The organism is Photobacterium sp. DA100 (assembly GCF_029223585.1).
Lineage (GTDB): Bacteria > Pseudomonadota > Gammaproteobacteria > Enterobacterales > Vibrionaceae > Photobacterium.
Window position 1 is genome coordinate 3,230,359 of the sequence record NZ_CP119423.1, and the last position, 24,956, is coordinate 3,255,314.

At 51.2% G+C, this 24,956-nt stretch carries 21 protein-coding genes; 5 read left to right on the plus strand and 16 right to left on the minus strand.

Going from position 1 to position 24,956, the window contains the following annotated elements; translation table 11 throughout:
- Window positions 1-29: 29 nt before the first annotated feature.
- Complete coding sequence (rlmE, locus tag PTW35_RS14780) at window positions 30-659, minus strand: 23S rRNA (uridine(2552)-2'-O)-methyltransferase RlmE (protein ID WP_039469641.1); 630 nt, start codon at window positions 657-659, stop codon at window positions 30-32.
- 138 nt (window positions 660-797) lie between these two features.
- Between rlmE and yhbY the strand changes: the two genes are divergently transcribed.
- Complete coding sequence (yhbY, locus tag PTW35_RS14785; RefSeq protein WP_039469639.1) at window positions 798-1,094, plus strand: ribosome assembly RNA-binding protein YhbY; 297 nt, start codon at window positions 798-800, stop codon at window positions 1,092-1,094.
- A gap of 96 nt (window positions 1,095-1,190) precedes the next feature.
- Here yhbY and greA read toward each other — a convergent pair whose 3' ends face one another.
- Window positions 1,191-1,664, minus strand: a complete 474-nt coding sequence (gene greA, locus PTW35_RS14790; protein WP_281025638.1) for a transcription elongation factor GreA — start codon at window positions 1,662-1,664, stop codon at window positions 1,191-1,193.
- Between the two features lie 524 nt (window positions 1,665-2,188).
- Between greA and PTW35_RS14795 the strand changes: the two genes are divergently transcribed.
- The 3 genes from PTW35_RS14795 (at window position 2,189) to dacB (ending at window position 6,143) form a co-directional block, all read left to right on the plus strand.
- Window positions 2,189-3,169, plus strand: coding sequence for a porin (locus tag PTW35_RS14795; RefSeq protein ID WP_281025639.1), 981 nt, complete (start codon window positions 2,189-2,191; stop codon window positions 3,167-3,169).
- A 331-nt stretch (window positions 3,170-3,500) separates the two neighbouring features.
- Window positions 3,501-4,490: a porin gene (locus PTW35_RS14800; protein WP_044624178.1), complete on the plus strand. Its 990-nt coding sequence runs from the start codon at window positions 3,501-3,503 to the stop codon at window positions 4,488-4,490.
- 198 nt (window positions 4,491-4,688) lie between these two features.
- The gene (dacB, locus tag PTW35_RS14805; RefSeq protein ID WP_281025640.1) at window positions 4,689-6,143 is read left to right on the plus strand and encodes a serine-type D-Ala-D-Ala carboxypeptidase; all 1,455 of its coding nucleotides are present in this window, start codon (window positions 4,689-4,691) and stop codon (window positions 6,141-6,143) included.
- A gap of 85 nt (window positions 6,144-6,228) precedes the next feature.
- Here the strand turns inward: dacB and PTW35_RS14810 are convergent, their stop codons facing one another.
- The 10 genes from PTW35_RS14810 to murJ form a co-directional block, all read right to left on the minus strand.
- Window positions 6,229-7,083 (minus strand): magnesium transporter, encoded by an 855-nt coding sequence (locus PTW35_RS14810; RefSeq protein ID WP_281025641.1) that lies wholly within the window; start codon window positions 7,081-7,083, stop codon window positions 6,229-6,231.
- A gap of 552 nt (window positions 7,084-7,635) precedes the next feature.
- A complete protein-coding gene (gene carB / locus PTW35_RS14815; RefSeq protein ID WP_281025642.1) occupies window positions 7,636-10,860 on the minus strand; it encodes a carbamoyl-phosphate synthase large subunit in 3,225 nt (1,074 codons plus the stop codon).
- Between the two features lie 17 nt (window positions 10,861-10,877).
- Window positions 10,878-12,017, minus strand: a complete 1,140-nt coding sequence (carA, locus tag PTW35_RS14820) for a glutamine-hydrolyzing carbamoyl-phosphate synthase small subunit (RefSeq protein WP_281025643.1) — start codon at window positions 12,015-12,017, stop codon at window positions 10,878-10,880.
- Between the two features lie 623 nt (window positions 12,018-12,640).
- Window positions 12,641-13,450 carry a 4-hydroxy-tetrahydrodipicolinate reductase gene (gene dapB, locus PTW35_RS14825; protein ID WP_281025644.1) on the minus strand — a complete coding sequence of 270 codons (810 nt, stop codon included), beginning with the start codon at window positions 13,448-13,450 and terminating at the stop codon, window positions 12,641-12,643.
- A gap of 127 nt (window positions 13,451-13,577) precedes the next feature.
- A complete protein-coding gene (gene ispH / locus PTW35_RS14830) occupies window positions 13,578-14,519 on the minus strand; it encodes a 4-hydroxy-3-methylbut-2-enyl diphosphate reductase (protein ID WP_281025645.1) in 942 nt (313 codons plus the stop codon).
- A gap of 12 nt (window positions 14,520-14,531) precedes the next feature.
- Entirely contained in the window at window positions 14,532-14,966 is a 435-nt protein-coding gene (fkpB, locus tag PTW35_RS14835) for an FKBP-type peptidyl-prolyl cis-trans isomerase (RefSeq protein ID WP_281025646.1), read from the minus strand.
- 97 nt (window positions 14,967-15,063) lie between these two features.
- Window positions 15,064-15,600, minus strand: coding sequence for a signal peptidase II (gene lspA, locus PTW35_RS14840; protein ID WP_044624185.1), 537 nt, complete (start codon window positions 15,598-15,600; stop codon window positions 15,064-15,066).
- Window positions 15,600-18,431 (minus strand): isoleucine--tRNA ligase, encoded by a 2,832-nt coding sequence (gene ileS / locus PTW35_RS14845; protein ID WP_281025647.1) that lies wholly within the window; start codon window positions 18,429-18,431, stop codon window positions 15,600-15,602. Before ileS ends, lspA begins: the two co-directional genes overlap by 1 nt.
- Window positions 18,428-19,399, minus strand: coding sequence for a bifunctional riboflavin kinase/FAD synthetase (gene ribF, locus PTW35_RS14850; RefSeq protein ID WP_281025648.1), 972 nt, complete (start codon window positions 19,397-19,399; stop codon window positions 18,428-18,430). Before ribF ends, ileS begins: the two co-directional genes overlap by 4 nt.
- Window positions 19,400-19,521: 122 nt before the next feature.
- The gene (gene murJ / locus PTW35_RS14855; RefSeq protein ID WP_348637725.1) at window positions 19,522-21,081 is read right to left on the minus strand and encodes a murein biosynthesis integral membrane protein MurJ; all 1,560 of its coding nucleotides are present in this window, start codon (window positions 21,079-21,081) and stop codon (window positions 19,522-19,524) included.
- 207 nt (window positions 21,082-21,288) lie between these two features.
- On the opposite strand from murJ, the gene rpsT reads away from it, so the two are divergent.
- Window positions 21,289-21,549 (plus strand): 30S ribosomal protein S20, encoded by a 261-nt coding sequence (rpsT, locus tag PTW35_RS14860; RefSeq protein ID WP_036799376.1) that lies wholly within the window; start codon window positions 21,289-21,291, stop codon window positions 21,547-21,549.
- A 77-nt stretch (window positions 21,550-21,626) separates the two neighbouring features.
- Here rpsT and PTW35_RS14865 read toward each other — a convergent pair whose 3' ends face one another.
- From PTW35_RS14865 to nhaA, 4 genes are all read right to left on the minus strand, one after another.
- Window positions 21,627-21,923, minus strand: a complete 297-nt coding sequence (locus PTW35_RS14865) for a metalloregulator ArsR/SmtB family transcription factor (protein WP_039469610.1) — start codon at window positions 21,921-21,923, stop codon at window positions 21,627-21,629.
- Window positions 21,924-22,029: 106 nt separating this feature from the next.
- Window positions 22,030-22,920, minus strand: a complete 891-nt coding sequence (nhaR, locus tag PTW35_RS14870; protein WP_281025649.1) for a transcriptional activator NhaR — start codon at window positions 22,918-22,920, stop codon at window positions 22,030-22,032.
- A gap of 301 nt (window positions 22,921-23,221) precedes the next feature.
- Window positions 23,222-23,488 carry a hypothetical protein gene (locus tag PTW35_RS14875; RefSeq protein ID WP_281025650.1) on the minus strand — a complete coding sequence of 89 codons (267 nt, stop codon included), beginning with the start codon at window positions 23,486-23,488 and terminating at the stop codon, window positions 23,222-23,224.
- Window positions 23,485-24,663 (minus strand): Na+/H+ antiporter NhaA, encoded by a 1,179-nt coding sequence (gene nhaA, locus PTW35_RS14880; RefSeq protein WP_281025651.1) that lies wholly within the window; start codon window positions 24,661-24,663, stop codon window positions 23,485-23,487. Before nhaA ends, PTW35_RS14875 begins: the two co-directional genes overlap by 4 nt.
- Window positions 24,664-24,956 lie beyond the last annotated feature (293 nt).

Below are 24,956 nucleotides of genomic sequence, written 5' to 3' on the forward strand. Positions count from 1 at the left end.
CGCGATAACTAATAGATGAATTTAGGGTACTACAGTTTGTAACCTGTAGCTACAATATATACCTCACGAGAACGATCTCGTGACGAATCCGGCTTACGGATTTTGACCACTTTGAACATGCTACGCACTTCTGCCAGATATTGATCAAAGCCTTCCCCTTGGAAAACTTTTACCGCAAAGCTGCCATTAGGTGCAAGTACCTGTCTACACATATCTAATGCTAGTTCAACAAGATACATAGCTCTAGGCTGATCCGAAGCTAAGTTGCCGCTCATGTTCGGTGCCATGTCCGATAACACAACATCAACCATGTCCGGCTGGATACGCTCTAGCAATGCATCCAACACCGCTTCCTCTCGGAAGTCTCCCTGCAGGAAGCTCACGCCTGGCAGCGAATCCATTGGCAGGATGTCACAGGCAATCACCTGGCCCTCGTCGCCAACAACCTCTGCAGCATACTGAGACCACCCACCAGGAGCCGCCCCCAAGTCAACCACCGTCATACCGGGTTTCAGCAGCTTGTCTTTGTTTTGGATTTCTTCGATTTTGAAAATCGCGCGGGAACGGTAGCCCTTTTTTTGCGCTTCTAGAACATACTTGTCGTCAAAATGTTCTTTCAGCCATCGGCCAGAGCTGCCCGAATGTTTTTTCTTACTCATGATTTACCTAATGAGTTTGGGTACTTATCAAGTATACTCAGCAACACCACAAATGGCGTATACTAAACAAATTAGTCATCTAGACTATATGGCGTTAGAATACGCGGTTTTCAACCCTAAATTAATAATAGAGCCGACATGAATCTAAGCACCAAGCAGAAGCAATACCTCAAAGGTCTTGCCCACAACCTAAAGCCAGTTGTCCTAATGGGCGCAAATGGCCTGACTGAAGCCGTGATTGCCGAGATTGAACTGGCACTTGACCACCACGAGCTTATCAAGGTTAAAGTGGCTGCTGAAGAGCGCGAGACCAAGGTTTTGATCGTTGACGCAATTGTTCGCGAAACCAAGGCAGAAAAAGTCCAAGTGATCGGTAAGACACTGGTACTATACCGCCAGAGCGAAGAGCGTAAGATCGAACTTCCGCGCAAATAAAAAAGGCCGCCGCTGCGGCCTTTTTTATGTCTGTATCATGGCACGGAATGCCATGATCCAACCTTTACAGATACATTTAATAACAATTTCGTGTGATTAAATGTAAGCGACTTCCGCAATTTCGAACTCACGCGCACCGCCCGGTGTGGTGATAGTCACTTCGTCGTCCTGCATTTTACCGATTAGGCCGCGGGCAATCGGAGAATTCACTGAAATACGTCCCGCTTTGATGTCCGCCTCGTCGTCACCCACGATCTGGTAAGTGACTTCCTCATCCGTGTTCACATCAATCAAAGTCACTGTGGTACCGAAAATCACTTTGCCAGTATTCTGCATCTTGGTCACGTCGATAACCTGTGCCATTGATAGCTTGTATTCGATATCACGGATCTGCGCTTCGCAGATACCCTGCTCTTCACGGGCTGCGTGGTACTCGGCATTCTCTTTCAGATCACCCAGTTCACGCGCTTCACCAATGGCCTGTGAAATGATCGGGCGACGCTTAATTAGTACATCCAGTTCTTCACGTAGCAGCTTCTCGCCGCGAACCGTCATTGGAATCTTATCCATAACTCTTATTACCTCAACGCCCGTATAGCCACAGCTATAAAAGGCAAAACAAAGCCTGTCCGACAGTTTGGTCGAACAAAGCGATTACTAATGGGAACACTTCATTCTAAACAAAGATGCCAAAGAGATCACCCTTGTTCATTCAGCGGCATAACTTAGGTTACAAGCGCTACCCTATCGCCTGCAAATCATAAAAATGTCATGTTCAATACGCCTAGCGCATAGCGATTAAAAATTATGCGCCAAAGATCACAAAATCACGTATTTATACAAAATATCCCACCTAAAAATGCAAGCGGCAAAGCCTAAAAATAGCTAAAAAACGCCCCCAACACCGAACTTTTTCGATCACTGGTAACCACCTGATATTTCGTCGGTTAGCACTCACAATTAGCATCAAACCCACTCAAATAAAGTATTTTTCAGTTTTTTTTACTAACAGATCGCGCCAGACACCAGTAAAAAGAACAGCATGCATTTAGCACAGATATGCATACAACAAAAAATTCCAAAAGGATTCGACAATGAACAAGAAACTGATTGCTCTAGCAGTAGCAGCAGCATCTATCTCTTCTGTAGCAAACGCAGCAGAAGTTTACTCTGACGAAACTTCAAGCCTAGCAGTAGGCGGTCGTTTTGAAGCGCGTGCAGTAATGCAGGACAACGATGCTGGCGACAGCAAAGTTAATGACAAGACTCGTGTACGTATCAATGTTGCTGGTAAAACAGACATCACTGACTCAGTATACGCGCTAGGTTTCTGGGAAGGCGAATACACTGACGGTAGCGAAGTAAACAACCGTCACCTAAACGCTGGTATCGGCGGTGATTTCGGTCAAATCCGTTACGGTAAGACTGACGGCTCTCTAGGCATGATCACTGACTTCACTGATATCATGTCTTACCACGGTAACGAAGCTGGTGGTAAAATTTCTGCTGCTGACCGTACTGGCAACAACCTAGCATACGTAGGTTCTTTCGACCTAGGCGGCAACAACCTAACAGTTAAAGCTAACTACGTATTCGAAGGCGACAGCAACAAAGATGGCCTTGAAGACGGTTACTCTGTTGGTGCAATCTACGCTATGGACATGGGTCTAGCGTTCGGTGCTGGTTACGGCGAGCAAGACGGCTACGAGAAAGAGTCTGGTGCTGACGCAACTGGTAAGCAGGCATTCGGTGCTATCTCGTACACTTACGGCGACTTCTACGTAGCAGGTCTATACCAAGACACTCGTAACTTCCAAGCTGACAAAGCACAAGGTTACGAATTTGCTGCAGCATACACATACGGCAAGACTGTATTCGTTGCAACTTACAACTACCTAGAAGACAAAGACAACAGCGTTGATCTTGCAGACTCTATCGCAATCGACGCGACTCACTACTTCAACAAGAACTTCCGCACTTACGCGTCATACAAGTTCAACAACCTAGACTCTAAAGATGTTGGTAAAGCAGCAGCTTCTGACGAGTTCGTTCTAGGTGCACGTTACGACTTCTAATCCTGATTGGATATAGAAATCTAACACCGCCTTTTCTAAACACTGGTCTTCGGGCCAGTGTTTTTCTTTATTTCACCCCTGTCACTCTCGTCGCCAATCACTCACCTCGCTAGCCTCCCCCTGGCATCCATCCCACTTTGCTCCGCCCCAGAGCGAACAATAGGGTTCGAACCGTACTGGTAGCAAAACGGCTACCAAAATACATTTGGACACAACCCAAAAAACATCATTTTTCAGTTTTTTTTACTGCCCAAAACAAAAAAAGACAAGTAAAAAGAATGACATGCAAAAACATCACTTTGCATGAACAATATTTATAAAGGATTCGACAATGAACAAAACCCTGATTGCGCTGGCCGTTTCTGCCGCTTCTATCACTTCGGTCAATGCTGCTGAAGTCTACTCTGATGCAACGTCCAGCCTCGCAGTAGGTGGCCGTTTCGAAGCTCGCGCCGTGATGGCCGACAATGATGCCGGCGATACCAAAGTCAACGATGCCACACGCGTGCGTGTCAACGTTGCCGGTAAGACAGACATCACTGACACAGTATATGCACTTGGCTTCTGGGAAGGCGAATACACGGACGGTAATGCAGTCAACAACCGCCACCTGAACGCAGGTATCGGTGGTGACTTCGGCCAGGTTCGCTACGGTAAGACAGACGGCTCTCTGGGCATGATCACCGACTTCACCGATATCATGTCTTACCACGGTAACGAAGCGGGCGGTAAAATCGCAGCAGCTGACCGTACGGGTAACAACCTAGCCTACGTTGGCTCTTTCGACATCATGGGTGACAACCTAACGGTTAAAGCGAACTACGTGTTCGACAATGGCTCTGAAGAGGACGGCTACTCGTTCGGCGCAATCTACGCATTGGACATGGGTCTAGCCTTCGGTGCGGGCTACGGTGAGCAAGAGCTTGGCACAAATACCAACCGTACGGCGAAGCAGGCATTCGGTGCTATCTCCTACACCCACGGTGACTTCTACATTGCCGGCCTATACCAAGATGCACGTAATGCATCTGACAACGTCTTTGGCAACCTAGCCAGCGAAACCCGTGGTTACGAATTTGCGGCGGCCTATACGCTCAACAACACGGTATTTACCGCAACCTACAACTACCTAGAAGATCGTAACGCATCAGGTAAGGCAGCAGATCTGACTGACTCCATTGCCCTTGATGCCACACATTACTTCAACAAGAACTTCCGTACTTACGCGTCTTACAAGTTCAACAACCTAGACCAGGCTGGTGACCGTACTCGCGCGGGTACGTCTGACGAATTCGTTCTGGGTGCACGTTACGACTTCTAACCCTGCTTGGATAGAGAAATGTAACTCCGCCTTTTCTAAACACCGGCCTTTGGGCCGGTGTTTTTATCTCTGGATATTCAAGCTGACCTTGAGGGTCTTCGACCTTAAGCTTGCCGATCTCTGACTTTTTATCTGCCTAATATTGTTTATCATGACGGCAGTGATGAACTAACCCCAATATTCAATAAAAGGCCACCAATGCGTCTGCCATTTCGATTTTTGCTTTTTTCAGCTAGCCTAGCGCTGCTTTCACCACAGCTCATGGCCAATCAGGCTCATTCAGCGCAGCCAGCGGTTGTCCCCCGCACGTATCAACCTGATTTCAGCTTGCTGCCCGCGGGTCACGATACTGCCTTGCTGGTTGCCGAGGCCGATACCGGCAATATCGTTTACGCCCAGCGCGAATACCAATACCAGCCGCCAGCCAGTACCCAGAAAATGGTGACGGCACTGGCGGCCCAACTGTACCTTGGCAAGGACTACCGCTTTACCACCCAGCTTGAGCTGCTAGGGGACGATATCGTACTGCGTTTCAGTGGTGACCCGGCGCTGTCACGCCAGCAGCTCGCAACGCTGCTGGGTAAACTAAAACCCCACAGCGGCAGAACCCTCAAAGGTAACCTGCTGTTAAATGGCAGCCAGTTCAGCGGTTACGAGCAGGCTCCCGGCTGGCCTTGGGATATTCTCGGGGTGTGTTACAGCGCCCCGTCGAGCAGCCTGAGCCTCGAGCATAATTGTGTGCAAGGGGCGCTGTACAGCAACCAAGCGGTAGGTGAAACGACACGGGTCAACATTCCCAGCCACCAGCCACTGACCGTTACGACCAGTGCCCGCGTTACCACCAAAGAGCGCCAGAAAGCCACCCATTGCGATCTTGAGCTGAAAGACAAAGGCAACAACCATTACCACTTAAGCGGTTGCCTGATTAAGCGTGACAAGCCTCTGCCGCTCAATTTCGCGGTGCAGGATACCGAGGCCTACATCAGCAATGTGATACAAGCCGAACTCAAACGACTCGGTATCAAACTGGAAGGCGAGATCAAGCGTGACGACACAGCCACTGGCAAGGTGATCGCGCGCCACCGCTCGGCCCCTCTTCATGAGCTACTCGATACCATGGTCAAGGATTCCGATAACCTGTACGCAGACAACATTGCCAAAACCCTGGGCGCCAAGTATTTCAACCAGCCGGGCAGTTTTGCCAACGGAAGCAAAGCGATCAAGGCTATCTTAAAAGACAAGGCCAATATTGATTTGGAGCGGGCAGTCATCGTCGATGGCTCCGGCCTGTCGCGCAACAACCGCATGACCGCAAGCCAGATGATGGAAGTGATCACTTACATTTACCGGCATGACAGTCAGCTAGCACTAGTGGCAACCCTGCCTGTCAGCGGCCAAAGCGGCACCCTACGCTACCGCCAGAGTCTCCGCCAACCACCGCTGCAGGGAGCTATCCTCGCCAAGAGCGGTTCATTGTACGGCACCTATAACCTAGCAGGCCTAATCAAGACCCAGTCAGGCCAAACCCTGTTGTTTGTCCAGATGGTGAGTAACTACTTCCCACCGGAGCGCGACGAAAACCTGCCGGCTATTGCCCCGCCGATCGAAGCCTTCGAGCGCAGCCTGTACCGGGGCATGTACCAGCAGTTTTAATGACGATGTGAGCATTGAGCACATTAAAAAAGCGAGTGGCTCATCACCACTCGCTTTTTCGATATGTGTTGTTATAGCTTGGTGTCTAGGCTAGGCCAAGGAAAGCATTGACCGTCTTGAAGTAGATGATCATACCGGTGATATCCACCACCGAGGCCAGTACCGGGCTGACCAGTACCGCCGGGTCAAGCTTGGCCGCACGGGCGACCATCGGCAACACACCACCGACAGTTGTCGACAGGACAACCTGCAGAGAGATGGCCACACCGATCGCCATGGCAATGTCCATCAGCTCCATACCGATTGGCAGCGACGAGCCATCGCTGAACATCATCACCCGCCCCATGATCACAACGGCAAGTACGCCGGCAATCATCAGTGCGACGCGGAATTCCTTCCATAGCACCTTGGCCCAATCCCGGCACCGAATCTCTTCCATCGCCAGTGCACGTACCACCAGCGTTGCCGCCTGCGACCCCGTGTTACCACCTGCCGCGGCAATGACCGGCATGTATACTGCCAGCAATACCAGCTGACTCAGGGTGTCTTCGTAATGCGAGATAATCAGGCCAGAAACAATACCCAGCAATGCTAGGCCAACAATCCAGCCAATACGCTCGCGCACATGGCTAAACACGCTATTCTGCAGATAGTGCCCCGCAGGCTCGGCTTCCGAGCAGATCAGACCAAGGCCGTTCGCCAAGTGGCGCATGCACACTTCTTCGTCCATTTCATCGAGTAGATCCAACAGGGTCTGTACATGACGCAATGGCATTTCACTCAAGATCGCAATCGCTTCAGAAAGTGGCATCTTGACCAGCAGTTTGGCCTGCTCATCAATGTCATATTTCAGAAAAGCGTTGCGTGCGGCCAGAACATCGTTCTGAGCCAGATTTTCGTTTACCAGTACAGCATCAGCTGCATAGTTCATTACCGCCATGGCGAATCTCCCGATTAGCTAGGTAACGGCAACGACCACCAGAACACGCCATACCACGGCGTGAATGTGCTAGTTCCTATCTGCACGAGCTCATTCACAAAGCACTTGGCAGACAGCAAAAAGCCTGTCATTCACCACACATTGGCGACATTCTATATTGAGAAAATGGCTGGGAAAACCGAGGAAAAGTATGTTTGAAAAGGGTCATCAAAAGATGAGAAAAGAACAGACTATTCCGAACCTGAGGACAGTTCGGAATCACAGGAGACCGACACCGCTAGCAGGTTTGATTTTCCACCTTCATACTCGGGGGATGGTCGGTATCGTTCATCTAAGTCTCCAAAAAAAATTATCGCTTATGCGACGCGGCTAATTGTACGCGCTTAAAATGGGGTTGCAAGGATATTTTCAACCCGAATTGACACAAATTATTAATGGCGTCACAGTTTTTCAATACCATGACATTATGGTGAATTTCGCTTTGCCATCCATAAAAAACGGCCTGTATTCACAGGCCGTTTTGGTACTATTTTGTGCTAGCTGAAACAGTGATTATGCGTCTTTAATGCGCGCGTGCAGCTCTTGAACCGAAGTCACCTTGTTGCGGTCATCCGCCGTCCAAGCCATGCAGGTTGCGAACGCTGCGTTTAGCGTGGTGGTGTAGTTCACCTTCTCGGCCAGTGCGCCGCGGCGAAGGACTTTCGAGTCTTCGATAGCCTGGCGGCCCTCCGCTGTGTTGACAATGTACGAGTACTCGTTGTTCTTGATACGGTCAAGAATGTGAGGACGACCTTCGTGTACCTTGTTCACTAGGCGAGGGTTGATGCCCGCTTCACCAAGTACGACTGCGGTACCGTGGGTTGCATCCAGCTCGTAGCCCTGCTTAACCAGCTTGGAAGCCAGGTCAACCACACGCTGCTTGTCGTTACCGCGAACAGACAGAAGTGCACGACCTTTCGCTAGCTTCTCTTTGCCACAGCCTAGTTCAGCTTTAGCAAATGCTTCAGCGAACGTGTCACCGACACCCATGACCTCACCGGTAGAGCGCATTTCTGGGCCTAGTAGCGGGTCAACACCAGGGAACTTGTTGAACGGCAGAACCACTTCCTTCACTGAGTAGTAAGGTGGGATGATCTCTTTGGTAAAGCCTTGCGACTCAAGAGACTGGCCCGCCATTACGCGCGCAGCAATTTTAGCCAGTGGTGCGCCTGTTGCTTTCGAGACGAACGGTACCGTACGCGCAGCACGTGGGTTCACCTCGATAAGGTAAACTTCGTTGTCCTTCACCGCGAACTGGGTGTTCATCAGGCCGCGTACGCCAAGTTCGAAGGCAAGCTTCTCAACTTGCTGGCGCATCACATCCTGGATTTCCTGGCTTAGGGTGTAAGCCGGAAGCGAACATGCCGAGTCACCCGAGTGAACACCAGCCTGCTCGATGTGCTCCATGATACCGCCGATAACCACACGCTCACCGTCACAGATGGCATCGATATCAACTTCTGTTGCATCGTCCAAGAAGCGGTCAAGCAGAACCGGCGACTCGTTAGACACGCTTACCGCTTCGTTGAAGTAACGGCGCAGGTCAGCTTCGTCATAGACGATTTCCATCGCTCGGCCACCCAGTACGTAAGATGGGCGAACAACTAGCGGGAAACCGATTTCTTTTGACTTCTCAACCGCTTGCTCCATTGTCGTTACGGTTGCGTTTTCTGGCTGTAGCAAGCCTAGGCGCTCAACGGCTGCCTGGAAACGCTCACGGTCTTCGGCACGGTCGATAGCATCTGGGCTAGTACCGATGATTGGCACGCCAGCCGCTTCCAGCGCACGCGCCAATTTCAGTGGCGTTTGGCCACCGTACTGAACGATAACGCCTTTTGGCTTTTCAACACGGACGATAGACAATACGTCTTCCAGCGTTACCGGCTCGAAGTATAGACGGTCTGACGTATCGTAATCGGTAGATACAGTCTCTGGGTTACAGTTAACCATGATGGTCTCGTAACCGTCTTCGCGCAGTGCCAATGAGGCATGAACACAGCAGTAGTCGAATTCGATACCCTGACCGATACGGTTCGGGCCACCGCCCAATACCATGATCTTGTCTTTGTCAGTTGGTAGAGCTTCACACTCTTCATCGTATGATGAGTACATGTAAGCCGTATCTGAAGAGAACTCCGCCGCACAGGTATCAACACGCTTGTACACCGGGTGGATATCGTACTGGTCACGCAGCTTGCGGATTTCAGACTCAGCAACACCCAGTAGTTTAGCTAGGCGAGCATCGGCAAAACCTTTACGCTTCAGCTTGCGAAGCACATCGGCATTCAGGCCAGCAAAGCCGCCTTCTTTCACTTCGTTCTCAAGTTTAACCAGCTCTTCAATCTGAACTAGGAACCAGCGGTCAACATTGGTTAGGTTGAATACGCCGTCTACTGATAGACCGGCACGGAATGCGTCAGCGATATACCAGATACGCTCGGCACCCGCATCTTTCAGCTCATGGCGGATAGTGGTTAGTGCGTCAGGCGCGTCTAGGTCAACCATCTCATCAAAGCCGTTCGCGCCAACTTCGAGGCCGCGAAGGGCTTTTTGCAACGATTCCTGCTGGTTACGGCCGATAGCCATTACCTCACCCACCGACTTCATCTGAGTGGTCAGACGGTCGTTGGCACCAGCGAATTTCTCGAAGTTAAAGCGAGGGATCTTGGTAACAACGTAGTCGATAGTTGGTTCGAACGATGCAGGCGTTGCACCGCCAGTGATGTCGTTCATCAGCTCATCAAGAGTAAAGCCGATAGCCAGTTTCGCCGCCACTTTTGCGATTGGGAAGCCTGTTGCTTTAGATGCCAGCGCCGAAGAGCGAGATACACGTGGGTTCATCTCGATGATAACCATACGGCCATCTTTCGGGTTGATACCAAACTGTACGTTAGAACCACCGGTTTCAACACCGATTTCACGCAGTACTGCTAGCGATGCGTTACGCATTAGTTGGTATTCTTTGTCTGTTAGGGTCTGTGCTGGTGCTACCGTGATTGAGTCACCAGTGTGGATACCCATGGCATCGAAGTTTTCGATTGAACATACGATGATGCAATTGTCGTTCTTATCACGAACCACTTCCATCTCGTACTCTTTCCAACCAATCAAAGATTCGTCAATAAGCAGCTCGTTGGTAGGAGACAAGTCCAGACCACGGCGACAGATTTCTTCGAACTCTTCTTTGTTATAAGCGATACCACCACCGGTACCACCCATAGTAAATGAAGGACGGATGATACATGGGAAGCCAACCATATCGAGGACTTTGTAAGCCTCTTCCATGGTTTTCGCGGTATCGGCGCGCGGGCACTCAAGGCCGATTGATTTCATCGCCGCATCGAAGCGAGAGCGGTCTTCCGCTTTGTCGATAGCGTCAGCGGTCGCACCGATCATCTCCACGCCGAACTCTTCAAGTACGCCGTGCTTCTCAAGATCCAGCGCACAGTTCAGCGCTGTCTGGCCACCCATAGTCGGTAGTACCGCATCCGGGCGCTCTTTTTCAATGATCTTGCGCACCACTTCCCAGTGGATTGGCTCGATGTAAGTTGCATCGGCCATCTCTGGGTCAGTCATGATGGTTGCAGGGTTCGAGTTAACCAGGATAACTCGGTAGCCTTCTTCACGTAGGGCTTTACACGCCTGGGCACCCGAGTAGTCAAACTCACATGCCTGGCCGATAACGATCGGGCCAGCACCTAGGATTAGAACACTTTGAATATCAGTACGTTTTGGCATTGCTTAGTTACTCCGGCTTAGGCGCTGTGCTGCTTAATTAGGTCGATGAAGTGATCAAATAGTGGCGCTGCATCGTGCGGGCCTGGGCTTGCTTCAGGGTGGCCCTGGAAGCTGAAGGCAGGCTTGTCAGTACGATGGATACCTTGTAGCGAGCCGTCGAACAGTGACTTGTGGGTCGCACGTAGGTTTTCAGGCAACGTTGCTTCATCAGCGGCAAAGCCGTGGTTCTGAGAGGTGATCATTACCACGTTGCGGTCAAGGTCTTTAACCGGGTGGTTGGCACCGTGGTGACCAAATTTCATTTTCACCGTTTGTGCACCTGAAGCCAGAGCTAGGATCTGGTGGCCTAGGCAGATACCGAAAATTGGTAGGCCTTTTTCAAGGAACACTTTGGTTGCTTCAATCGCATAAGTACATGGCTCTGGGTCACCAGGGCCGTTTGACAGGAAGACGCCGTCTGGGTTCAGCGCCAGTACCTCTTCCGCCGAAGTCTGGGCTGGTACCACAGTCAGGCGGCAGCCACGGTCTACCAGCATGCGCAGGATATTGCGCTTGGCACCGAAGTCGTACGCCACAACGTGGTATGGCAGCTCGCTGTCATCTTTGGCTTCTGGCAGGCCGCCTTCCAGCGTCCACGAGCCCTGTTTCCACTGGTAAGCTTCAGAGGTTGTGACCTCTTTAGCCAGATCCATGCCTTTCAGGCCAGGGAACTCTTTCGCCTTCGCCAGTGCCAGCGCCTCGTCCAGGTTGTTGCCCGCAACGATGCAACCGTTCTGTGCACCTTTCTCGCGCAGTAGGCGAGTTAGCTTACGGGTATCGATGTCAGCGATGCCAACGATGTTCTGGGATTTCAGGTAATCAGAAAGGGACTGCTGATTACGGAAGTTAGAAGCGATAAGAGGGAGGTCGCGAATTACCAGGCCTTGGGCGTGGATTGAGGAGGATTCTTCGTCTTCGGAATTAGTTCCGGTATTACCAATATGGGGATAAGTAAGAGTAACAATCTGCTGAGAATAAGAAGGGTCGGTGAGAATTTCCTGATACCCCGTCATCGAGGTATTAAAAACAACTTCACCAACGGCCGAACCATCTGCCCCAATGGACACGCCGCGGAACACTGTCCCATCTTCCAGGACTAACAGCGCTGATTTGCTCAAGACAACCTCCAAAAATAATAAAAATGCAATTAAAACAGATAAAGTTGCAATTACCCATTCCATACAAAGTCAAAATCCGAGTCAAGCAGAATTTTGACAAATTGCGCGCATTCTAGTGACGACATCGGGATCTGTCAACAGATCACCAAAAATAAAATTATTTTTTAGCCAACCCACCATAAAAACCAGCGAAGACGGGTAAAACGCCAAGAAAACCCCATCTTTTCATGGTTATTTTTTCACCCAAGATCGGGTTTATCGTTTGCCTCAATCCGACAAAAATCAAAATCAAAAAAGCACCACCACAAAAGCCAAATAGCCCATACTTTACTATTGGTTTTGGGCAAACCATAGAAAAAAAGCACCAAACACGGCAAAACCAAAGCTAAAAGCAAGAGAGCGCCGCCAATTTGACAATTGCCAGCCAACCTAGCAACCAGCCAGCATGAAAGTGGCTGATTATGCACTCGACAAGCATATCGGCCATGCATGCCACATCGAAAGATTCCCCTGGGGAATACAGCCATCCCGCCATTCTGCACGGGTTTTCCTCCGTCTCACCGGGTTAGCGTGGTGATAGGGTATAAAAAAACCGGCCAACAGGCCGGTTCATGTCATGTCGATTACAGCTCATCGAGCCCTAGCACATCGTGCATGGTATAGAAGCCCGCCGGCTTGCTATTTAGCCATGCTGCCGCGCGAACAGCGCCGCTGGCGAAGGTCATACGATCGGTCGCCTTGTGGGTAATTTCCACCCGCTCACCGATATCTGCGAACATGGCGGTATGCTCTCCAACGATATCGCCCGCACGGATCGTCGCAAAGCCAATTTCATCTCGGCTGCGCTCACCGGTGATCCCTTCGCGGGCATAGACAGCAACATCGCTCAGCTTGTTGCCCATCGCCCCGGCAATCGCCTCGCCCATACCAATCGCGGTACCAGACGGCGCATCCACCTTATGGCGATGGTGGGCCTCGATCACTTCGATATCGCAGTAATCCCCCATCACCTTGGCCGCTTTCTCAAGCAACTTAAACACCAGGTTGACACCGACACTGTAATTCGGAGCCATCACAACAGGGACAGACTTGGCAGCCTGATCGATTTGGGCACGCTCTTCATCGCTGAAACCCGTGGTACCAATTACGATTTTTTTACCGTGCTGCTGGCAGAATGCCAGATTCGCCAACGTCGCTGCCGGTGCAGTAAAGTCGATAAGCACATCAAAATCATCAGCGGCCTTGACCAAGTCCTCGACAATCATTACCGATACCGGGCCAATCCCAGCCAACTCACCCGCATCGGCACCAATCAACGTCGATTCAGGACGCTCTGTCGCTGCGCCCAATACCGCCTGCTCGGACAAGTGTGTCGCTTTCAGTAACTGGCGGCCCATACGTCCTGCCGCGCCAGCAATCGCAATTCTTACCATTGCGCTTCATCTCCCTGGTTCTATGTTCTTTGTGTTCTCCAATGTAGCCTGTTGAGACAGATAAAAAAAGCCCCAGCGTATGCTGGGGCTGATAAATCTGAAACGCTCATCGACAGTCGTTCGGCGCTTAGACGTTTTTGACCTGCAATTCACGCGGCACTTCGAAAAACATATTTTCTTCACGGCCGGTCAATTCTTCTACGCTGGCATCCGTTTGGGCCTGAATACGGCTGATGATCTGGTTAACCAGCTCTTCTGGCGCAGAGGCACCGGCGGTAATACCGATTTTCGCCTTGCCGTCAAACCAGGCCGGATCAACATCTTCAGGGCAATCGGTCAGGTAACCCGGCGTGCCGAGCTTCTCGGCCAGCTCGCGCAGGCGGTTGGAGTTCGACGAGTTTTTCGACCCCACCACGATCATCACATCGACAGCCGCCGACATTTCGCGTACCGCATCCTGACGATTTTGGGTCGCATAGCAGATATCGTCCTTGCGCGGCCCCTGGATCTCGGGGAAAACTTCGCGCAGCTTGTTGATCACATCAGCCGTCTCGTCGACCGACAAGGTTGTCTGGCTGACGTAGTGCAGGTTGCTTGGATCTTTAACGCTCAAAGCCTCGACATCTTCCGGCTTCTCAACCAGGTACATCCCACCCGTCTCGCTCGAGTACTGCCCCATGGTGCCTTCCACCTCAGGATGGCCGGCATGGCCGATCAGTACCACTTCCATATTGCGGCGGCTGGCACGCGCCACTTCCATATGGACCTTGGTCACCAGCGGGCAGGTCGCATCGAATACCGTCAACTGGCGGACCTTGGCTTCGCTGCGTACCGCCTGCGACACCCCGTGAGCCGAGAAAATCACAATATTGTCGTCCGGCACTTCATGCAGTTCTTCGACAAAAATGGCACCGCGCTGTTTCAATCCCTCGACCACAAAACGGTTGTGGACCACTTCATGGCGGACGTAAATCGGTGGCTGGTACATTTCCAGCGCACGCTCAACAATACTGATGGCTCGGTCGACACCGGCACAGAAACCCCGAGGGTTCGCGAGTAAGATTTTCATTGCTAACTGCTCTTAGTTTTCAATGGCAACGACTTCAACTTCGAAAGTCACACGCTGCCCTGCAAGCGGGTGATTGAAATCAACGGTCACAGAGTCACCGAGAACTTCTGTAATGATGCCCGGAATATCGCTGCCGTCAGGACCGGCAAAGGCGATAATGTTACCAACTTCGGCCGGGGCATCGGTACCAAATTTGGTACGGTCAACATGGTGGATGTTATCTGGGTTTGGCAAGCCAAACGCATCTTCCGGCTCCAGGTCGAAGCTGCTCTGCTGCCCCTTTGCCAGACCCAGCAGACATTTTTCGAAATTGTCTGTCAGGCTGCCATCGCCCATTTTGAATTTTGCCGGTTTGCCCATCGCCTGGGTTGAATCTGCCACAGAGCCATCTTCAAGTTTGATGGCAAAGTGCATGAGTACTTCACTGCTTTCCGTAATGACCGACATGTAGGATCCTTCTCTCTAATTATACCCGCCCATTTAACAACAAAGCGCCGCCCGTATCAACGGACGGCGCTTAGGGATATTTGAGCCTTAGGCCGATTTAATGCTTAACCGCTTGCTTCTTCTTGTCCTTATCAGACAAGAAGCCATCAAGGATGATCAGACCGGCACCGATACATATGCCCATGTCGGCAATATTAAAGGCCGGCCAATGGTAGCTCCCGACATAAAAATCGAGAAAGTCGACCACAAAACCGTGGTACAGACGATCAAACAAGTTGCCCAATGCCCCACCAATGATCAGGGCATAAGAAACATTGGCCAGTTTTTGGGTCGCCGGCAGCTTGCGCATCCAGAACACCAGCATGGAGCAGACCCCAAGAGCTATCGCTGCAAACAGCCAACGCTGCCAACCGCCAGCATCACTCAAAAAGCTAAAGGCCGCCCCGGTATTGTGGACGTACAGCAAATTAAAGAATGGCAGCAGTTCAATACGGTTAGGCCAACCGTACTCCATCGTATTCATCACCAGTAGCTTACTGCCGATATCTACAATGAATACCAGAGCCGCCAGCCACAGCCAGCGAACCCCAGATTGTTTCAGCGATAGTCCGTTTTCAGACGATAACTTACTCATTAGGCAAACTTACGCTCTTCACCTTCACCTTCGACATTGCTGACACAGCGGCCACACACTTCTTCGTGGCCTTCGATAGTGCCAACATCGGCAACGTGGTGCCAACAGCGATCACATTTCGCCGCTTCTGACGCTTTCACGGTCACGAACAGGCCGTCAACGTCAGTATCCTGTGCGCCTTCTGGCTTGCTGTCAGCAACAACGACTTCTGCTTTTGATGTTAGCAGAACAAAACGCAGTTCATCTTCCAGCTTGTTCAGCTTGGCAGCCAGTGCTTCAGAGGCATGAAGGGTCACTTCGGCCTGCAGGGCACCACCGATCACTTTGTCCTTACGCGCACCTTCAAGCAGCTTGTTTACCGCGCCACGTACGGTCTGGAGTTCAGCCCAGAATTCGTTGTTTAGCTCTTCGCCTTCAGCTAGGCCAAACAGACCTTCGAACCACTCGCCCGTGAATACGAACTTGTCGCGTTGACCCGGCATTTCGTTCCAGATCTCATCAGCGGTGAATGACATGATAGGCGCCATCCAGCGAACCAGTGCTTCTACGATGTAGTATAGTGCGGTCTGGCAGCTACGCTGTGCATGGCCACCACGCTTGGCGGTGTACTGACGGTCTTTGATCACATCCAGGTAGAATGAACCCATTTCAACCGAGCAGAACTGCATCAGGCGCTGAGTTACCGCATGTAGGTTGTACTCATCGTATGCCTTGATGATTTCTTCCTGCGCAGCCATCGCACGGCCAACCGCCCAGCGATCCAGTGCCACCATCTCTTCTGGAGCCACAAGGTCAGTTTCAGGATTGAAACCGCTTAGGTTCGCCAGGAAGAAACGCGCTGTGTTACGGATACGGCGGTAAGCATCGGCAGAACGCTTCAGGATCTCGTCAGAAACCGCAACTTCACCGGTGTAGTCAGTCGACGCAACCCATAGACGCAGGATGTCAGCACCCAGCTTGTTGGTCACATCTTTCGGAGCGACAACATTACCGATAGACTTCGACATCTTGCGGCCTTGGCCGTCAACCACGAAACCGTGGGTCAGTACTTGCCTGTAAGGTGCTTTGCCTTTCATCGCCACCGATGAAATCAGTGATGACTGGAACCAACCACGGTGCTGGTCAGAACCTTCCAGGTAAAGATCGGCGCTGTTGCCGTTGTATTCTTCGCGGCTGTCAACGACCGAGAAGTGAGTCACACCCGAGTCGAACCATACATCCAGAGTGTCGAGTACTTTTTCGTACTTGGCAGCGTCTTCTTCACCCATGATGTCTGCAGGGTCAAGATCCCACCACGCCTGAATACCTTTCTGCTCGACAAGTTGCGCCACTTTCTCGATCAGCTCAGCGCTGTTCGGATGAAGTTCCTGCGTCTCTTTGTGAACAAACAGGGCAATTGGCACACCCCAGGTACGCTGACGAGAGATACACCACTCAGGGCGACCTTCAACCATACCTTCGATACGGCTCTGGCCCCACTCAGGCATCCACTGTACCGCTTTGATTTCTTCCAGAGCTTTAGCTCGCAGACCTGCCTGATCCATCGACACGAACCACTGCGGCGTAGCACGGAAGATGATTGGCGTCTTGTGGCGCCAGCAGTGCGGGTAGCTGTGCTCGTAGGCATGGTGGTGAAGTAGCGCACCGTGCTCTTTCAAGGTTTCAACAACCGCATCGTTGGCTTTGAATACGTGCTGGCCAGCGAATAGCTCGGTATCCGGCAGGTAAACACCATTGCTGCCCACAGGGTTAGCAACTTCAAGGCCGTATTTCTGACCGACCGCAAAGTCTTCCTGACCGTGGCCCGGTGCAGTGTGCACACAACCCGTACCCGATTCAGTGGTAACGTGATCGCCCAGGATCACCGGTACGTCGAAGCTGTAGAATGGGTGGTTGAAACGCACCAACTCCAGATCCGCACCTTTACAGAAGCCAAGGTTGTGGAAATGCTCGATACCGGCACGGTCCAGTACATCTTTCGCTAGCTCAGAGGCAACGATCAGACGCTCTTTCTTCTCGCCTTCTACTTGGATCAGTACGTATTCCAAGTCGTCACGCACCGCAACCGCACGGTTGGCAGGCAGTGTCCAAGGTGTGGTGGTCCAGATCACGATAGAGATATCGCCTTCGCCGGCATGGCCGTCAGCACACTGGAACTTAGCCACAGTAGCCGCTTCGTCAGCCGCCTTGAAGCGAACATCGATAGACGGAGACACTTTGTCCTTGTACTCAACTTCTGCTTCAGCCAGTGCAGAACCACAGTCTGTACACCAGTGAACAGGTTTGAAACCTTTCAGCAGGTGGCCCTGATCGGCAATCTTACCCAGCGAGCGGATGATGTTGGCTTCGGTGCCAAAATCCATCGTGCGGTATGGCTTGTCCCACTCACCCAGTACGCCAAGGCGCATAAAGCTTTCTTTCTGGCCTTCAACCTGGCCAGCTGCGTAGGTACGGCACTTCTCGCGGAATTCCGCGGCCGTCACCTTCTGGCCCGGCTTGCCGACTTTCTTCTCTACCATCAGCTCGATAGGAAGACCGTGGCAGTCCCAACCAGGAATATATGGCGCATCAAAGCCTGACAGAGTCTTTGACTTAATAATAATGTCTTTAAGAATCTTGTTTAGCGCGTGACCAATGTGAATATCACCGTTGGCGTATGGAGGGCCATCGTGTAGTACGAAGGATTTCTTACCCTTCTTGGCTTTACGAATTTCACCGTAAAGATCTTCATCGTACCAACGCTTAAGCATTGCAGGCTCACGCTGAGCTAGGTTGCCTCGCATCGGAAACCCTGTTTCAGGCAGGTTCAGGGTATCTTTATAGTCGCTCATTGATTCTCGATTCCGTTACTTGGGCGAAGTTGGACATTATTACGCTCAGCCAGCCACACCCGTGCCGACTGCGCATCACGCTCGATTTGTGCTTTCAACGCATCAAATGATTCAAATTTTATCTCGTCGCGCAGCTTGTGGCGCAGCACGACGTCAATCTTAGCTCCGTAGAGATCAGACTGGAAATCAAACAGGTGCACTTCCAATTGGCGGCGCACGCCATTTACCGTCGGTCGACGGCCGACATTGGCCACCCCGGCAAGCGGAGTATCGGCCACGCCGTAGACGTCGACGGCATAAACGCCAGAAACCGGAGAGACCCGGCGTTTTAGTGGGACATTGGCTGTCGGAAATCCGATCGTCCGTCCTAGTTTTCGGCCATGGGAGACGCGCCCGCTGATACTGAACGGACGCCCCAGCATAGACTCAGCCAGCTCGAGCTGATCTTCCGCCAAAGCCTGACGGATTGCCGTACTGCTGACACGCTGCGCGGAGACACAGAAACTCTGGGTACTCACCACAGTAAAACCATATTCTTTACCGGCAGCTTGTAACATGGCGAAATCCCCGCTGCGGCCTTTGCCGAAACGAAAGTCGTCACCAACTACCAGAAACTTAACACCCAATTGCTCAACCAACAAGCGGCGGACAAAATCTTGTGCCGACAAATTGGCGAAATGGCGATTGAAGGTGACGCACAGGAAACGGTCCAAACCCTGCTCTTTCAAGCGTAAGTATTTGTCTCGAAAACGAGTTAGCCGAGCAGGCGCCTTGTCTCCGGCAAACAGCTCCTGAGGTTGGGGTTCAAAGCTCATCACTGTCGCTGGACAGCCCAGAGCCTCAGCCTTGGCCATGACATTGCGTAGCACTGCCTGGTGACCTAGGTGAACACCATCAAAATTACCAATCGTCAGCACACAACCGCGGTGCTTTGGCTGGATATTATGTATTCCTCGGATCAATTCCATGCGTCAAGTTCATTTTCGCAGAGTGAAAAACTGACGGATTATATACCCAAACCCCTCCAATATGCATCTTTCAGCGAGATTTTATCGGTGAATAATCCGCACTAGCACCACCTTTAGCCCCGTTAGCTGGCTGCACGCAGGTGGCGGGGACGAACGCCCATCAGCATAACAGCCACTAGGTATACCCCAGCACCGGCACCGATAAGACCAGTCAGCCACAGCACACGGTCTAGCAGGGTCCACTCCAGCCAAACCGCCATCTCTGGCAGAGCCCAAAGCAATGTTCCGACCATGGCTCCCCCCGCGACGACAAGGCGCAAGACAAACCACAAGGTTTCGCCCGTCAGCTTGTATACACCCGTAATGTGCAGGCCACGATACAACAGGGCGGCGTTAACCAGCGCCGACAGCGCCGTTGCCATCGCCAGGCCAACATAGCCGTAGAAATAGGCAAAGATGGCGTTGAAGAACATATTCGTCACCATCGCGACGATACCAAACTTCACCGGGGTCTTGGTATCCTGCCTTGCGTAGTATCCCGGTGCCAGCACCTTGATCAACATGAAGTTGAGCAAGCCGGATGCATAGGCCAGCAGTGACATGGATGCCATCTGCACATCATTGGGGCTAAATTCACCGCGCATGAACAAGACCATCAGCATCGGCTTGGCCAGCACCATCAATCCGAGCATGGCAGGGATCCCGAGCAACAGTACCATCCGCACCCCCCAGTCCATGGTATGGGCGAACTGCTCCGGACTTTGGTCAACGTGTTTGCGTGACAGGGCCGGCAGAATCACCGTGGCAATGGCAATACCAAACAGACCTAGCGGAAACTCCAACAAGCGGTCGGAGTAATACAGCCAACTGATTGAACCGGTGGTAAGGAAGCTGGCAATGAAGGTATCAAACAGCAGGTTGATTTGGCTGACCGATACCCCGAACAGAGCCGGGATCATCAGGGTACGGATCTTCACCACCCCGGGGTCATTCCATCCCCATTTCGGCTTCACCAGCATACCTTCCTTATATAAAAACGGCAGCTGGAACAAAAACTGGATCAGACCGCCGAGGAATACCCCCAATGCCAAGCCAATTTCGGGCTGGCTGAGGTTAGGGGAAACAAACCACGCACAACCAATGATCGCGACATTTAGGAATACCGGGGTAAATGATGAAACGGCAAATTTCCCCAATGTATTGAGGATCGCCCCCGACAAGGCAACGAAGGTGATGAACCACAGGTACGGGAAGGTAATTTTCAACAGCAAGCTGGCCAGCTCAAACTTCGGTGCCGACGGGCCATCATTGAGCCAGTCGATAAACCATCCGGCCCCGAACAAGGCCGTGACCACACCCGAGCCCAAAATACCCAGCAGGGTAACCACAGTGACAATCACGCCCAAGGTACCCGACGCCCGGGCAATCAACTGCCGGGTACGATCCATCTCGCCAGAAGCATGGTATTCGGTCAGAACCGGGACAAAAGCTTGGGAAAAAGCCCCCTCGGCAAACAGCCGCCGCAGAAAATTGGGAATTTTATTGGCAAAGAAGAAAACATCGGCCGCAGCCCCGGCCCCCATCAGGTTGGCAACAACGACATCGCGCACCAAACCAAGCACCCGAGAGACCAATGTCATGGTGCTGACAATCAGTCCTGAGCGCAAAAGACGCTTGCTCACAAAAAAAACCTCATAAAGATGGCCCCAAAAGGTGACTTCCGTAGCCAAATGCTGGTAAAATCTGCCGCCATATTAACCGTGTTAATCCGCAAGTGCCAATTCAATTGGTTAGGCGTTTATTTGCACAAATCATTTGACAATCTTTGGCTAAACAGGCATAGTCCTCGGCCTTAAAATGTCACCGTACCAAGTTTTGGAGTTATACCCTTGGCTAACATCAAATCTGCTAAGAAACGTGCGATCACTTCTGAAAAACGTCGCCAGCACAACGCTAGCCGTCGTTCAATGATGCGTACTTTCTTCAAGAAAGTTATTGCTGCTATCGAAGCGGGCAACAAAGAAGCTGCTACTCAAGCTTTCGCTGAAATGCAACCTGTTATGGATCGCATGGCTACTAAAGGCCTGATCCACAAAAACAAAGCTGCACGTCACAAAGCTCGTCTAGCTGCAAAAATCAAAGCTCTATAATTTGAGTTTCTGATTTTGATAAAAAAACCGGCTTGCGCCGGTTTTTTTATATCTGCTTTTCAGCAATCGCTGCGCTGCTAGGCTCCACAATACATCTTGTGTAGCAACTGCATCATCGCTTTGACCTCGTCGCTCTTGAGACGGTAATACACCGTCTGAGCAACCTTCCTGGTTTCTACCAGGCCATCGCGCCGCAACCACGCCAAATGCTGTGACAATGCCGACTGACTGATCCCCAGTCGCTCACTCATCATACCAACCGACATTTCTTCCTCCAGTAAATAGCACAGGATGAATAAACGCCGCTCATTGGCCATTGCTTTTAGCAGAGCTACGGCTTTAGGGGCATTTTGCTCCATTTGCTGTAGTTCCATACTGCTACCACCAGTCAATTAAGTTAACGCTAATGTACTTAATTTAAACATGGTTTTCTAGCACACAGTATGGATATTTGAATCAAACGAACAAAATCTAGCAACTTTATTTAAACAGTTTTCTAAAATCCGCCTCACAAATGCGTTTGACCGCAGGGTGCATGATCATCCGCTCGGCAAAAATAACGTAGTACTCTTCTTTGATCTCTTTCACCCGCTTCACCTCGCGGATGTTATGGGCCGTATCTTCCAATTCGGCCGCATAGATCGACGGCGCGACAAACATCGACTGCTGATACAGGCCAAAAGCCTTCATCAGGGCAGCATCATCGAACTCGCCGAGGATATTTGGGGTGATCCCCATCTGGTCGAACCAATGGATCAGCTTGCGCCCCATCGCGGTGCGCCGCCCAGGGATAAGTAGTTTGTAATCTTCAATACAGGCAGGAAAGTTCAGCGGTTTGTCCGGCTCGTTACAGAAGAAGCTCATGGTCGACTCCCCCAGCTTCTTGCTGTATAGCCCAGGGCTCTGGGTGGAGTCAACCGGGCAATCCGACAGGATCATATCCAGCTTGTGCTGCGACAGCTGCTCCAGCAGCATTTCGTGGGTCGATTCGTAGCAGCGCAGATGGATACGATCGTCCTCTGGCAGGCCTTCCATCAACACTTTGCTGACGAGCCGCTTGGACAACGCATCCGCCACCCCGACTTCCAGCAGCAAGTTCTCGCGCTGGGTGTAATTGACGATATCCAACATCTCGTAACTGAGGTCGAACATCTTATCGGCATACTTAAAGACCAGCTGGCCCAGTTCAGTCGGCTCGATATTACGGCCAACCCGCTTGGTCAGTTTGCCTTTGAGGCGCTCTTCCAACGCCCTGATCTGTCCGGTGACCGTCTGCGGAGCCAAGAACAACGCATCGGCAGCCTTGGTGACTGAGCCCTGCTTGCAAACCATCCAGAAGTAATATAGGTGGTTGTAGTTAAGGTGAGACATGTTTAGCTACCATTTTCCATAAACAGTATATTTCCAATCGGGATAGGTAAGGGCCAACTCGGAGGTTGAGCAACCGAATACAAGAGGAGATAACGGTAACGGGGTTACCAAAATGCTGATGACGTAGTCGGTCGCCATAACCAGCAACTTAGGCCTGATTAATGCTGATTGGAAATAAAGCTACCAAAAAATAAAAATCCCAGAAGCCAGCTTACGCTTAGCTTCTGGGTGCTTCAACTGTAATTATTCATTCACCAATGAAATATTACACTTATTCAGTGTTCATACACCGGAAAAACAGTCAATCTACTGGTAAAGGTGTTTTAGGCTCGATCGATGTCATTTTTCGGTAGCGCTCCCCCACCCGCTGCTCCAATGCCCTTGAGCGGAATGAGCTTTCGTTTTCCACCATTGCGGTCGTTTCACCAGCCGCTTTGCCGTGGTTGACACCGGCCAGGTAGGCTTGGCAGATATCAGAGCTGCTATCTTGGTTGCAGCTTTGGTAATCAGGCACAGCCACCGCTGTTGCTGACATCATGATCCCGGCAATAACCCATGCGTGTTTCATATAACACCTCCATTTTCCTTGGCAACACTCCTTGGCAACGACCGGCTTAGCATCATGTAACCCAATACAGCGGATACTGTCGATCCCAACAGAATTCCCAAACGAGAGTACGTACTGAAGTCCTCAGGAGCGCCGACAAAGGCCAGCGACGAGATGAAGATGGACATGGTAAAGCCGATACCACACAGTACTGAGACCGCAAAGATCTGTCTAAAGCCAATTCCTTCCGGCATGCTCGCCAGACCGGTTTTGATTGCCAGATAACTCGCGGTGAAAATACCAAGAGGCTTGCCGATCATCAGACCCATAGCGATACCTAATGGCAACATGGACGTCAGACCCGCCAGCGAAACGCCGTCTAATGAGATCCCGGCATTGGCAAACGCAAACACAGGCAAAATCAGGAAAGCGACATACGGATGCAGTGCATGCTCCATTTTCTTAAGCGGCGAATGCTCGTCCGATAAGCCGTCTTTGCCCGACAGCGGGATCGCAAAGCCCAGCACCACCCCAGCCAGTGTGGCATGAACCCCAGACTTCAAGACGCTGATCCAAAGGATCAGGCCAACCACAACGTACCAAGAGACCTTGGTAACATTTTTGGCATTCATCACAAACAGTGCAGCTGTTGCCGCAAAGGCCACAGCCAATGCCAAGGTTGACAAATCACTGCTGTAGAACAGCGCGATGATCACAATAACGCCTAGATCGTCAATAATCGCCAATGCCAGCAAAAAGACTTTGAGGCTAACCGGGACTCGGCTGCCTAGCAGGGCCATGATCCCCAAAGCGAAAGCAATGTCTGTTGCTGCCGGAATCGCCCACCCCTGAATGGCAAGGGGATCGGCAAAATTAAACAGTACGTAAACCAACGCTGGCGCAATCATGCCGCCTACTGCTGCAATGGCCGGGAAGATCGCTTTTTCTTTGGTATTGAGCGCCCCTTCGATGAGTTCGCGCTTTACTTCCAAGCCAATTAGCAAGAAGAACACAGCCATCAGGCCATCGTTGATCCAATGTGAAATTGATAAACCTGCAACATAAGTGTGCAGTGTTCCGTTATACAGATCCTGCAATGGCGAGTTCGCAATCATCATAGCCATCGCTGCCGCGATGATCAGGATTATCCCACCAGCAGACTCCAGTTTTAAAAATTTACGAATCGCATCGGTCATTGACCGGAACTCCTTTGCATGAAACAAATGTCACAATAAAAATGTAAATTTAGTTTAGCCGTCACAGCACTAAACTGTTAAATCGTTTGTTCAGAAGATAAACATCGGTAAAACCGAACAATACATCCCCAAGGTAAGCAATATCCGTACTGTGTTATTTACCCTGTCATATTCGCCACCCAGAACTGTTCAAAAAACAGCCAAAACCACATTAATTCTAAAAAAACACAGGATGACAAGAGAAAAAAACTTCACCACTCCATTAATTTAGCAGATCGATAAAAAACCATAAA

Excerpts from the sequence above, each read along its gene's own strand:
- PTW35_RS14810 (WP_281025641.1), bottom strand. The coding sequence starts at position 7,083 with ATGGCGGTAATGAACTATGCAGCTGATGCTGTACTGGTAAACGAAAAT.
- dapB (WP_281025644.1), bottom strand. The coding sequence starts at position 13,450 with ATGGTAAGAATTGCGATTGCTGGCGCGGCAGGACGTATGGGCCGCCAG.
- PTW35_RS14800 (WP_044624178.1), top strand. The coding sequence starts at position 3,501 with ATGAACAAAACCCTGATTGCGCTGGCCGTTTCTGCCGCTTCTATCACT.
- lspA (WP_044624185.1), bottom strand. The coding sequence starts at position 15,600 with ATGAGTAAGTTATCGTCTGAAAACGGACTATCGCTGAAACAATCTGGG.
- ispH (WP_281025645.1), bottom strand. The coding sequence starts at position 14,519 with ATGAAAATCTTACTCGCGAACCCTCGGGGTTTCTGTGCCGGTGTCGAC.
- PTW35_RS14795 (WP_281025639.1), top strand. The coding sequence starts at position 2,189 with ATGAACAAGAAACTGATTGCTCTAGCAGTAGCAGCAGCATCTATCTCT.
- nhaR (WP_281025649.1), bottom strand. The coding sequence starts at position 22,920 with ATGTCTCACCTTAACTACAACCACCTATATTACTTCTGGATGGTTTGC.
- ribF (WP_281025648.1), bottom strand. The coding sequence starts at position 19,399 with ATGGAATTGATCCGAGGAATACATAATATCCAGCCAAAGCACCGCGGT.
- carB (WP_281025642.1), bottom strand. The coding sequence starts at position 10,860 with ATGCCAAAACGTACTGATATTCAAAGTGTTCTAATCCTAGGTGCTGGC.
- ileS (WP_281025647.1), bottom strand. The coding sequence starts at position 18,431 with ATGAGCGACTATAAAGATACCCTGAACCTGCCTGAAACAGGGTTTCCG.
- yhbY (WP_039469639.1), top strand. The coding sequence starts at position 798 with ATGAATCTAAGCACCAAGCAGAAGCAATACCTCAAAGGTCTTGCCCAC.
- dacB (WP_281025640.1), top strand. The coding sequence starts at position 4,689 with ATGCGTCTGCCATTTCGATTTTTGCTTTTTTCAGCTAGCCTAGCGCTG.
- nhaA (WP_281025651.1), bottom strand. The coding sequence starts at position 24,663 with ATGACCGATGCGATTCGTAAATTTTTAAAACTGGAGTCTGCTGGTGGG.
- PTW35_RS14875 (WP_281025650.1), bottom strand. The coding sequence starts at position 23,488 with ATGAAACACGCATGGGTTATTGCCGGGATCATGATGTCAGCAACAGCG.
- fkpB (WP_281025646.1), bottom strand. The coding sequence starts at position 14,966 with ATGTCGGTCATTACGGAAAGCAGTGAAGTACTCATGCACTTTGCCATC.
- PTW35_RS14865 (WP_039469610.1), bottom strand. The coding sequence starts at position 21,923 with ATGGAACTACAGCAAATGGAGCAAAATGCCCCTAAAGCCGTAGCTCTG.
- greA (WP_281025638.1), bottom strand. The coding sequence starts at position 1,664 with ATGGATAAGATTCCAATGACGGTTCGCGGCGAGAAGCTGCTACGTGAA.
- rlmE (WP_039469641.1), bottom strand. The coding sequence starts at position 659 with ATGAGTAAGAAAAAACATTCGGGCAGCTCTGGCCGATGGCTGAAAGAA.